Source organism: Iamia sp., from assembly GCF_035575815.1.
Taxonomy (GTDB): Bacteria; Actinomycetota; Acidimicrobiia; order Acidimicrobiales; family Iamiaceae; genus Iamia.
In genome coordinates this window covers 1-10,178 of sequence record NZ_DATLXO010000110.1, presented here as the reverse complement: position 1 = coordinate 10,178, position 10,178 = coordinate 1, and the positions used below count along the sequence as shown (strand labels likewise).

Annotated in this window: 10 protein-coding genes; 6 read left to right on the top strand and 4 right to left on the bottom strand. The window is 72.2% G+C overall.

Going from position 1 to position 10,178, the window contains the following annotated elements; genetic code table 11:
* Positions 1-49: 49 nt before the first annotated feature.
* The 4 genes from VNL12_RS11800 to VNL12_RS11785 all read right to left on the bottom strand — a co-directional run bounded on the left by VNL12_RS11800 (position 50) and on the right by VNL12_RS11785 (position 4,251).
* Complete coding sequence (locus VNL12_RS11800) at positions 50-823, bottom strand: nucleoside phosphorylase (protein WP_325594768.1); 774 nt, start codon at positions 821-823, stop codon at positions 50-52.
* 34 nt (positions 824-857) lie between these two features.
* The gene (locus tag VNL12_RS11795; protein ID WP_325594766.1) at positions 858-1,592 is read right to left on the bottom strand and encodes a class I SAM-dependent methyltransferase; all 735 of its coding nucleotides are present in this window, start codon (positions 1,590-1,592) and stop codon (positions 858-860) included.
* A 131-nt stretch (positions 1,593-1,723) separates the two neighbouring features.
* A complete protein-coding gene (locus tag VNL12_RS11790) occupies positions 1,724-3,106 on the bottom strand; it encodes a dihydrolipoyl dehydrogenase family protein (protein WP_325594764.1) in 1,383 nt (460 codons plus the stop codon).
* Between the two features lie 137 nt (positions 3,107-3,243).
* Positions 3,244-4,251, bottom strand: a complete 1,008-nt coding sequence (locus VNL12_RS11785) for a hemerythrin domain-containing protein (protein WP_325594762.1) — start codon at positions 4,249-4,251, stop codon at positions 3,244-3,246.
* Positions 4,252-4,454: 203 nt separating this feature from the next.
* On the opposite strand from VNL12_RS11785, the gene VNL12_RS11780 reads away from it, so the two are divergent.
* From VNL12_RS11780 to VNL12_RS11755, 6 genes are all read left to right on the top strand, one after another.
* Positions 4,455-6,275, top strand: a complete 1,821-nt coding sequence (locus VNL12_RS11780; protein WP_325594760.1) for an NAD(P)/FAD-dependent oxidoreductase — start codon at positions 4,455-4,457, stop codon at positions 6,273-6,275.
* A 340-nt stretch (positions 6,276-6,615) separates the two neighbouring features.
* Positions 6,616-7,521 (top strand): Bax inhibitor-1/YccA family protein, encoded by a 906-nt coding sequence (locus VNL12_RS11775; protein WP_325594758.1) that lies wholly within the window; start codon positions 6,616-6,618, stop codon positions 7,519-7,521.
* 72 nt (positions 7,522-7,593) lie between these two features.
* Positions 7,594-8,517 (top strand): oxidoreductase, encoded by a 924-nt coding sequence (locus VNL12_RS11770; RefSeq protein ID WP_325594756.1) that lies wholly within the window; start codon positions 7,594-7,596, stop codon positions 8,515-8,517.
* Between the two features lie 66 nt (positions 8,518-8,583).
* Positions 8,584-8,799 carry a hypothetical protein gene (locus VNL12_RS11765; protein WP_325594754.1) on the top strand — a complete coding sequence of 72 codons (216 nt, stop codon included), beginning with the start codon at positions 8,584-8,586 and terminating at the stop codon, positions 8,797-8,799.
* Positions 8,800-8,933: 134 nt separating this feature from the next.
* A complete protein-coding gene (locus tag VNL12_RS11760; protein ID WP_325594752.1) occupies positions 8,934-9,833 on the top strand; it encodes an SDR family NAD(P)-dependent oxidoreductase in 900 nt (299 codons plus the stop codon).
* Positions 9,834-9,893: 60 nt separating this feature from the next.
* Positions 9,894-10,037, top strand: a complete 144-nt coding sequence (locus tag VNL12_RS11755; protein WP_325594750.1) for a hypothetical protein — start codon at positions 9,894-9,896, stop codon at positions 10,035-10,037.
* Positions 10,038-10,178 lie beyond the last annotated feature (141 nt).

Genomic DNA, 10,178 nt, shown 5'->3' with positions numbered 1-10,178 from the left:
GCATGGCCCACCGCGACCGGCCGCCGGCGGGCCTCATGGCCCGAAGGGTTCAAGCGGCGGGAGCGATGCGACGAATGACGGCGGCGACGACGGCCAGCGCATCGTGAGCGCCATCGGCATCGCCCTTCTCGAAGTCGTCGCCGGCGGCGGCCATGACGTTGGTGACGTGGGCGAAGCACACGACGTCGCGTCGACGCGCGGTGGCGTAGGCGTAGAGCGACCCGGCTTCCATCTCGACCGCGGCGATGGCGTCGGCGGTCTCCCGGAAGGGAGCGTCGGTGGTCCAGGTGCTGGCGGTGACGACGGGTTCGACCAGGCGGTCGAAGGCGCCCTCGAGTCGGGTGATGAGGTGGGCGGGGGCGTGGCTCCACTCGCTGGGCGGCAGGTAGTGGTGGCTGGTGCCCTCGTCGCGCCGGGCCCGGTCGATGAGCACGAAGTAGGGAGGTTCGGCGAGGGGTTCGATCTGGCCGGCGGAGGTCACGCTGATGAGGAGGCGGCACCCCGAGGCCGCGAGCTGCTCGGCGACGAGGACAGCGAAGGATCCGCCGACGGCACAGCCGACGACACCGACGGCGGTGCCGTCGAGGTCGAAGGAGTGGAGGGTGGTGTGGTAGCAGGCCCAGCCGGGGTGGAGCGCGGCTCGGCCGGTGGCGACGAGGTACCGGACGATGTCGCCGTCAGGGTCGAGCAGGCACACCGCCGGGGCCGCGATGTCGGGGCGCCCCCGTTGTCGGCGTCCTTCGCGCAGCAGGTTCTCGGGCTGGAACACCGACGGGCGGTCGTAGGCCTTGGACCGCAGGAGTGGGCTGGTCTCATCGCTCATCGGGTGGGGGCTCAGCTCTCGAGGTCCGTGTCGGTCACCGGGTCGGAGGTGTCACTTCGGGCGTGAACCTCGTCGATGGTCGCTCCTGCTCCGCGGCCCGGACCGCGACCAGCCGTCGGAGGGGGATGCCGAGGTCTCCGTGGCCCCACCGACGGGTGAGGGCCCGGGCCAGGGCGATGCGCCGCGGTGAGATGCCCGGTAGGTACAACGAGTCGACGAACCGGTCGCCGTCGGCACGGTCCCGCATCGGGTACCCGAAGCGGGCCTGATCGTCGCTCCGGACCTCGAGCCCGGCCCGGCGCGCCAGCTCGCCGAGACGAGGGCCCAGGTCTTGGTGGGGGAAGGGCATCGTGGTGCGACCGAGGGCCCCGAGCAGCAGGCCGTAGCGCACCCGATCGGCGACCGACAACGGACCGCCGGCGGGGAGCAGGACGGTCAGGCGCCCTCCGACCTGCAGCACCCGCGCCGCCTCGGCCAGGGTGGCGGCGGGGTCTCCCACCACCATGAGCGCCATGGCGCCCACGACCGCCGTAGCCGAACCCGACGCGACCGGCAACCGCTCGGCGGTGGCGGCCACCACCGGACCTCGGCCCCGACTCCGGGCCTCACCCAGCTCCGCTCGCGAGGGGTCGACGCCGACCCACCCCCCCATGTGGTCGGCCGTCGGCCCGCTACCGCAACCGACGTCGACCACGAGACCGGGACCGGGGTTGGGACCGGCCAGGGGCTGGATCAGCCAGCGGTAGGGATCGATCCCGTCGGCGTCCACGCACCGTCCGAGGAGGGCCTCTGTGATACCCGGCCGCTCGCCGTGGAAGCCCTGCAGGTAGGTCGACCAGTCGGTCGCGGTGTCGGCGGGCGCCGACGGAGGGCCCGGAGGGCTCGGCTCCCCGCCCCGGCTCACGGGCCGGGCCGGGCGGGTCGGGCCTCACGGCCACCGGACACGAAGAAGAACTGGGCCGCGGCGAGCTGCACGGCGATGGACCACGACGGGTAGACGTGGACGGTCTGGGCCAAGCGGCCGGTGAACATGGCGGTGCGCACGGCGAGCGCAGCCTCGTGGACCACGTCGCCCCCGGTCGGGCCGACGACGGTGGCGCCGAGGAGACGACCGCCGCCGGTCCACCCCAGGCCGCGCCGGGGCCCGGCGATGAGCTTCACGAACCCTTCGGTGCGCCCTGCGGTGATGGCCCGATCGAGCTCGGTGAAGGGCAGCTCGGCGACCCGCCCGCCGTGGGCGGCAGCCTCCGCCTCGGTGAGGCCGACCCGGCCCACCTCGGGGTCGGTGAAGGTGGCCCAGGGCACCCGCCCGGCGTCGAAGCGCTTGGGTCGCACGCGGGCCAGCCGGCTGGTGGCGTTGCCCACGGCCACCAGGGCCATGCGCCCGGCGGCGTGGGTGAGCGCGAGGCGCCCGGTCACATCTCCGACGGCCCAGATGCCCCTGATCGCGGTCGCCATGGTGTCATCGGTGACGACCGCCCCACGGTTGTCGACCTCCACGCCGATCTCCTCGAGGCCGAGCCCGGCGCCCGAGGGGTGGCGACCGACGGCCACCAGCAGGCGCTCAGCGTCGATCCCGTCGCCGCCCTCGAGCTCCAGGCGCACGCCGGCGGGGCCGGTTCGGGCGGCGACGGCCTTCTCGCCGGTGCGGACCTCGACCCCGTCCGACCGCAGGGCGGCGGTGACCACCGTCGAGGCGTCGGGCTCCTCGCGGGTGAGCAGGCGATCGTCGGCCTCGACCACGGTGACGGCCACGCCCAGGCGGGCGAAGGCCTGGGCCAGCTCGCAGCCGATGGGCCCGCCTCCCAGGACCACCAACGACGACGGCCGCTCCGACAGGTCGAAGACCGTCTCGCTGGTGAGGTAGGGGGTCTCGGCCAGCCCCGGGACGGGCGGGACCGACGGGGTCGCACCGGTCGCCACCACGAAGCTCTCGGCGCGGATCCGGGTGCCGTCGACATCGATCTCGCTCGGGGTGGTGAACCGGGCGTGACCGTGGGCGACGTCGATGCCCTCACCGGCCAGGACGGTGTCGTCCTCGGCGGCGGCGACCGCGGTGATGGTGTCGTGCACGCGGGTGATGGCGCTCGACCAGTCCAGTCCCTGGGCCGCGGCGCTCAAGAGGGTCTTGGAAGGGACGCACCCCGTGAACGTGCAGTCGCCGCCGAGAGGGCCAGCCTCCACGAGCAGCGTCCGTGCGCCCCCGCGCCGGGCGGCGCGAGCGGCGGCCAGGCCACCTGCGCCGCCGCCGACCACGATCAGGTCGTATCGAGATGTGGGCACGCTCCTAGAACCCGCATCGGTGCGTTGGCATTCCTCGCCGGTCCGCCGACGCCAGGTCGCCACGCCCAGCGGCACCCACGGTCGGCCCACGACAGCGTCCTCCCGCCCGACGTGCGACGGCTTCGGACCCTCGATCGCTAGTTCGAGTCGGTGGCGGCGTTGACCGTGGAGGTGGCCGCGCCCTTGGCCGTGGCGCGGGTGGTCTTGGCCGCGGACGCGGCGGTCCGCCCGGCGGTCGTGGTGGCCCGCTTGGCCGTGGTGGCGGTGCGCCCCGCGGACTTGCGAGCCGAGGTGGTCGTGGCCTTGGCTCCGGATCGACCTGCCTTCGCCGTGCGGGTCGCGCCCCGCCCGGCCGAGGTGGCGGTGCCCTTGGCCCCGGAGCTCGCGGCATCTGCGGTGGAGCGGGCGGTGTCGACGACATCCTCTCCGGTGCGACGGGCTTCGTTGATCGATTCGATCACCGTGTCGGCGGCCGACGATGCGCCCGACCGCACTCGACGGGCGGTCGTCCGGGCCACCTTCGAGCCCTGCGGCGACTGCTGCGGGCGCGGGCGGCGGAGGATCACGGCGACGAGGTCCGAAACGGCCGAGATGCTGCCCTGGGCGACGCCGCTCGCGGTGTCGCCGATGCGGTCGGCGACGCCGGCCACGGTGCCGACGAGGAGGTTGCCGGGCGGCGTGTCGGGCGACCGGGGGTGCGGCCTGGTGGGCGCGACCTTCTTGGCCTCGATCATCGCGTCGCCCAGGTCGGCGAGAGCGTTGCGCCCGACCTCCTCGCGGACCTTGGGGAAGAACTCCTGCTCCTCCTCGGTGACGTGGTGGCGCACGTTCTCGATGAGGACTGTGACCTTGGCGTCGAAGCGCTCGGCCCGAGGGTCCATGGAGTCGAGCTCGGAGAGCAGCCACTTCACGACGTGGTGCTCCTCGATGCTCTCGAGGGCGATGTCGTCGGTGTCGGCCACGGTGGCCCGGGCGACGGGGTAGAAGAGCTGTTCCTCGACCGCGGCGTGGATCGAGAGCTCCTCGATGATGCGGTCCACCAGGTCGCGCTTCTCGACGTAGGCCCGGTCACCCGCCTTCTCGAAGCGCTTGAAGAGCTGCTCCACGGTCTTGTGGTCGTCCTTGAGCATGGTGATTGCGTCCATCCTCCTTTCCTGCCCGCTCGAGAGCGGCTCAGACAGGATGTGTCCGATGACCCTTCCCGGGCCGGCGACCGGGATGCTGATGGGGGCGTGTCCGCCGCTCGGGACGGAGGCGATGAGCAGGTGAGAGCGTTCATCGAGGAGATCGACCGGCGCCACCGTCTATGTGGCCCGGATTGACCTCCGGCAGAGCACACTGGAGCACCATGACGGTCACCGACGGTCCCACCACGTCTGATGGCACCCCGATCGACAAGGAGGCCCTCCGCCGGAAGTACTCCGAGGAGCGCGACAAGCGCCTTCGTCCTGACGGCAACGACCAGTACGTGCGCCTGACGGGCCACCTGACCCACTACCTCGACGACCCCTACACCCCCGTGGTCGCGCGCGAGCCCAAGACCGATCACGTGACGGTCGCGTTCATCGGTGGAGGCTTCGCCGGGCTCGTCACCGGCTCCCGGCTCAAGGAGGCCGGCGTCGACGACGTCCGCATCATCGAGAAGGGCGGGGACTTCGGCGGCACCTGGTACTGGAACCGCTACCCCGGCGTGCAGTGCGACACGGCATCGTTCGTCTACATGCCGCTGCTCGAGGAGACGGGCTACATGCCGTCGGAGAAGTACGCGCACGGACCCGAGATCCTCGAGCACTGCCAACGCATCGGCAAGCACTTCGACCTCTACGACAACGCCCTGTTCCACACCGAGGTCGAGGACCTGGAGTGGGACGAGCCGAGGTCGCGATGGATCGTCCGCACGAACCGGGGCGACGAGTTCACCGCCCGGTTCGTCGCCATGGGCACGGGGCCGCTGCACGTGCCCAAGCTGCCCGGCATCGCGGGCATCGAGTCCTTCACGGGGCACTCGTTCCACACCAGTCGATGGGACTACGCCTACACCGGCGGTGACCCGTCGGGGGCCCCGATGGAGGCGCTCGAGGAGCGGCGCGTCGCCGTCATCGGCACCGGCGCGACCTCGGTGCAGTGCGTGCCCCACCTGGCGCGAGCGTGCCAGGAGCTGTACGTCTTCCAGCGCACGCCGTCGTCGGTCGACGTCCGCGACAACCACCCGACCGATCCCGAGTGGTTCACCGAGATGGCGACACCGGGGTGGCAGCAGCGGTGGCTCGAGAACTTCACCGCCAACCAGAGCGGCGGTGGGGCCGACGAGGACCTGGTGATGGACGGCTGGACCGATCTCGCCCGACGGATCCGCTCGAAGATCATGGAGCTGCCGCGTGACGACCTCACCATGGAGAAGATGGTGGCGGCCTTCGAGGACTCCGACTTCGAGAAGATGGAGGAGATCCGGGCCCGGATCGACTCGATCGTCACCGACCCCGAGACCGCCCAGGACCTGAAGGCCTGGTACCGCCAGCTGTGCAAGCGACCGTGCTTCCACGACGAGTACCTGCAGGCCTACAACGAACCGGGGACGTACCTCGTCGACACCGATGGCCAGGGCGTCGAACGGGTCACCGAGACCGGCGTCGTGGCCGCCGGGAGGGAGTACGAGGTCGACTGCATCATCTACGCGTCGGGCTTCGAGGTCGGCACCGAGTTCACGAGCCGGGCGGGCTACGACATGACCGGTCGCGACGGGGTGAAGCTCTCGGAGCACTGGGCCGAGGGCATGCGCACCCAGCACGGCATCGGCGTGCACGGCTTCCCGAACGCGTTCATCGTGCAGCCGACGCAGGGAGCCAACCTCATCTCCAACATCCCCCACAACCTCACCGAGTCGGGTCGGACGATCGCGACCATCATCAGGCACGCCCTCGACGAAGGCTTCGACCAGGTCGAGGTCACCAAGGAGGCCGAGGACGCCTGGGTCGACCTCCTGCTGTCGGGAGCAGAGCGGATGCTCGGCGCGCCGGACTGCACGCCCGGCTACTACAACAACGAGGGCCAGGACGCCGGACTGAGGGCACGGCTGAACGTCGGCTACCCGCAGGGTGCGACGGCCTACTTCGCCTACCTCGACGAGTGGCGCCGGTCCGGCCGGTTCGAGGGCCTCGCCTTCCGCTGAACCACCGGGTCACGGCGCTGAGCTTCGCTTCATTCGCGTCGCGGCCGTGCAATCCAGGGACCGAGTGCAAGTCCTCCATGATCGTCGCGGCGAGGGCGGCCGGCCAGGCTCACTTCGTCGCCTTCTTCACCCACAGGACCAGGATGACGCCTCCTTGCGACCGGAGATCCATGGTCCAGCGCCGACTGAGCCCGAGATGCCTTGCCCGGGCCGAAGGCGGCAGCGGACGACGGCCAGAGATCACGCCACCCGGCGGCCGAGCACCACGCCGATCCGCCAGCCCGGCGCCCGGACCTCGGACAGATGCCGCAAACAGGCCCTCGTGGGCCAGAATGAGCCCATGAGCAACCCGATGCTGAGCCCGGACAAGTTCACCCCGGCGTCGGGCCCGCCTGCGGCCTGGCCCGACGAGCAACGACCCGGGTGGGGAGCACCGGGCTCACCCGGCACCCCGGGCGGGCCCCCGGTGCCCCCCGCCCGCGACAACGTCCCGGGCTCAGCCTGGCCGCCGCCCGCCGGCCCATCCGCCGAGCCGACGCTCCGTCGGGGCGGCGTGGCCTCGGCCACCGGCGTGCTGCTCGCCATCATCTGCCTCGTCGGCGTCGTCGGCTGGAACGTGGTCACCACCACGACCACCACTGGCCTCGACGACCAGGGACAGCTGGTCGAGCAGACCTCTGTCGACATCCCGCCGTGGGTCATCGGCGCCGTCTTCGTGGGTCTGGGTCTGGCCCTCCTCTCGTTCTTCAAGCCCAAGCTGGCCCGCATCACCGCGCCCCTCTACGCCGTGGCCCAGGGCATCTTCGTCGGCGCCATCTCCAAGGCCTACGAGGTGCAGTACGAGGGCATCGTCCTGCAGGCCGTGGGCCTCACCGTCGGCGTCTTCGCCATCATGTTGGTGCTCTACGCCACCGGGCGCATCCGCGTCACCCCCCGCTTCCGCCTCGGCGTCATCGCCGCCACCGGCGGGGTGATGCTGATCTACCTGGTCTCGATCGTGGCCAACCTCTTCGGCGCCGGCGTCCCCCTCATCCACGACAACGGCATCGTCGGCATCGGCTTCAGCGTCGTGGTGGTCGTCATCGCCGCCCTCAACCTCACCCTCGACTTCGACTTCATCGACAAGGCCGAGCAGGCCGGCGCCCCCCGGCACATGGAGTGGTTCGCCGCCCTGGGCCTCGTCGTCACCCTGGTGTGGCTCTACCTCGAGCTGCTCCGCCTGCTGGCCAAGCTCCGCAGCCGCTGAGCGGGTCTCGCTCCGGGCCATCGGGTGCACGACGCGCCAAGCCCGACCGAGGCCGACGTCGAACCCTCCGTCGTGCCCTGGAGCCCCATCGCCATCCCCGACCAGCGTGGTCGCGTCGCCGTCGTCACCGGGGCCACCAGCGGACTGGGCACGGCGACGGTCCGCGAGCTGGCCCGGGCCCGCGCCCACGTGGTGCTCACCGCCCGTGACGCGAAGAAGGGCGAGGCCACGCTCGCCCGGATCCGGAACGACGTGCCCGGCGCCCAGGTCGAGGTGGGACAGCTCGACCTGACGTCGCTCGCCAGTGTCGGCCGCTTCGCCGACGAGGTCGCCGCCCGCCACGACCGCGTCGACATCCTCGTGAACAACGCCGGGGTGATGGCCACCCCGAAGGCCCGCACCGAGGACGGCTTCGAGCTGCAGATCGGCACCAACCACCTCGGGCCCCTGGCCCTCACCGCCCGGCTCCTGCCCCTCGTGGAGGCTGCGCCCGAGGGGCGCATCGTCACCGTCGCCAGCCATGCTCACCAGTTCGGCGCCATCGACCTCGACGACCTGAGCTGGGAACGCCGCCGCTACGTCCGTTGGCTGGCCTACGGGCAGAGCAAGCTGGCGAACCTCCTCTTCACCTTCGAGCTCGAGCGGCGCCTGGTGGCCGCCGGCTCGCCCGCCAAGGCCCTCGCCGCCCACCCCGGCTTCGCCCGCACGCCGCTGGGCCGGAGCTGGCGCGGGCCCCTCGCCGCCCTCCAGAGCGTGGGCATGCTGCTCTCGACGCCGTTCACCCAGCCCGCGGCCCGCGGCGCTCACCCTCAGCTGCGGGCGGCGACCGACCCCGACCTGCCCGGCGGCGCCTACCTCGGCCCCGGAGGTCCGGGCGAGGCGCGGGGCCCGGCGATGGTGGTCGGCTGCTCCCCTGCCGCCCGCGACATGGCCATGGCCGGGGCGCTGTGGGACCTCAGCGTGCGGCTCACCGGCGCCGACTTCGGCCGTCTCTGACCGTCGGCGTAGGCCGCGGGGCGCCGGCGAGCCACCGGGTCGGCGACGGGGCTAGGTTGGCCGACCATGGTGAAGAAGCTGCTCATCCTGCTCCTGCTCGCACTGGGCATCGCGGCGGTCGTGGGTGCCGTCCGACTGCGCCCGAAGAAGGCTCAGCCGACGATGCCCACCAAGACCCCCGTGCCCACCAAGCCCGGTTCACCCGACGACCCTGGCTACGTGCCACCTGCGGAGCCCGTTCCGCCCACCACGCCGGTCGAGCCCGCCGACCGCTCCACCTGAGCCGGTCTCGCTCCGGGACGGTCCACGCGCAGGCGGCCGGGCCGGCGGCACCGACGGCGGGTTTCGGACCCCTCCGGCCCCGTCGATAGCGTGCGCCCCGGCAGATCGCCGCCAGACGCAAGGAGCACTTCCCCATGGCTGATCTCGGGTACGACGGCAAGGTCGCGATCATCACCGGTGCCGGCGGCGGCCTCGGTCGCTCGCACGCCCTCGAGCTGGCCCGACGAGGTGCGCTGGTCGTCGTGAACGACCTCGGCGGCTCCGTCGGCGGCGAGGGCGGCTCCCACACCGCGGCCCAGCAGGTCGTCGACGAGGTCACCGCTGCAGGCGGGGAGGCCGTCGCCAGCTACGACTCCGTGGCCACCCCCGAGGGCGGCCGGGCCATCGTCGCGACCGCGCTCGACACCTTCGAGCGCGTCGACATCGTCATCAACAACGCCGGGATCCTCCGCGACGCGGCGTTCAAGAACATGGACGCCGAGAAGCTCGAACCGGTCATCGACGTGCACCTGAAGGGCGCCTTCTACGTCACCCAGGCCGCGTGGGGGCCCATGCGCGACCAGGGCTACGGCCGCATCGTCAACACGTCTTCGGCCGCCGGCCTCTTCGGCAACTTCGGCCAGACCAACTACGGCGCGGCCAAGGCCGGCCTGGTGGGCCTCACCCGGGTCCTCGCCGTCGAGGGCGCCAAGAGCAACATCGTGGCCAACGCCATCGCCCCGGTCGCCAAGACCCGCATGACCGAGGAGCTCCTCGGCGCCATGGCCGACAAGCTCGACCCCGCCTTCATCACCCCGGTCGTCGCCTGGCTGGCCCACGAGGACGTGCCGGTCACCGGCGAGGTCTACAGCTGCGGCGGCGGCCACGTGGCCCGCGTCTTCACCGGCGTGACCCAGGGCTGGACCGACACCGAGTCGCTCACGGTCGAGGACATCCGCGACCACTTCGACGAGATCCGCGACACCGACGGATACATGGTGCCGGCCAACCTGACCGAGGAGCTCATGGCCACCCTGAAGGCCCTCGGCGGCTGACCGGGCGGTGCCATCCGCCCGGCGCGACTGCGGTCGGGCGGGGACTGCCGTGCTCGCGACGTGAGCTGCTGGATCGTCGGGGCCGGGGGGCTCGGGCGCGAGGTCGCCGATGCCTGGACAGCGTCCGGCGCGGTGGTCGCCGGCTGCACCGTCGTCGTCGGCGTACCGGCCCGCTCGCGCCACGCCCCACACCCCGACGTCTGAGGGCCGCCCTCCGGCGGGGCGTCCGGCGCGAGGCCGGGCCCGTCGGTCAACCCTGCGCCCGCCGTCACCCCTGAGCCCGGCGGTCAGCCCTGCGCCCGCCGGGCGACCCGTAGCGCGATCCACACCATGGGCACCTGCAAC

Excerpts from the sequence above, each read along its gene's own strand:
- VNL12_RS11765 (WP_325594754.1), top strand. The coding sequence starts at position 8,584 with ATGGTGAAGAAGCTGCTCATCCTGCTCCTGCTCGCACTGGGCATCGCG.
- VNL12_RS11775 (WP_325594758.1), top strand. The coding sequence starts at position 6,616 with ATGAGCAACCCGATGCTGAGCCCGGACAAGTTCACCCCGGCGTCGGGC.
- VNL12_RS11800 (WP_325594768.1), bottom strand. The coding sequence starts at position 823 with ATGAGCGATGAGACCAGCCCACTCCTGCGGTCCAAGGCCTACGACCGC.
- VNL12_RS11760 (WP_325594752.1), top strand. The coding sequence starts at position 8,934 with ATGGCTGATCTCGGGTACGACGGCAAGGTCGCGATCATCACCGGTGCC.
- VNL12_RS11785 (WP_325594762.1), bottom strand. The coding sequence starts at position 4,251 with ATGGACGCAATCACCATGCTCAAGGACGACCACAAGACCGTGGAGCAG.
- VNL12_RS11780 (WP_325594760.1), top strand. The coding sequence starts at position 4,455 with ATGACGGTCACCGACGGTCCCACCACGTCTGATGGCACCCCGATCGAC.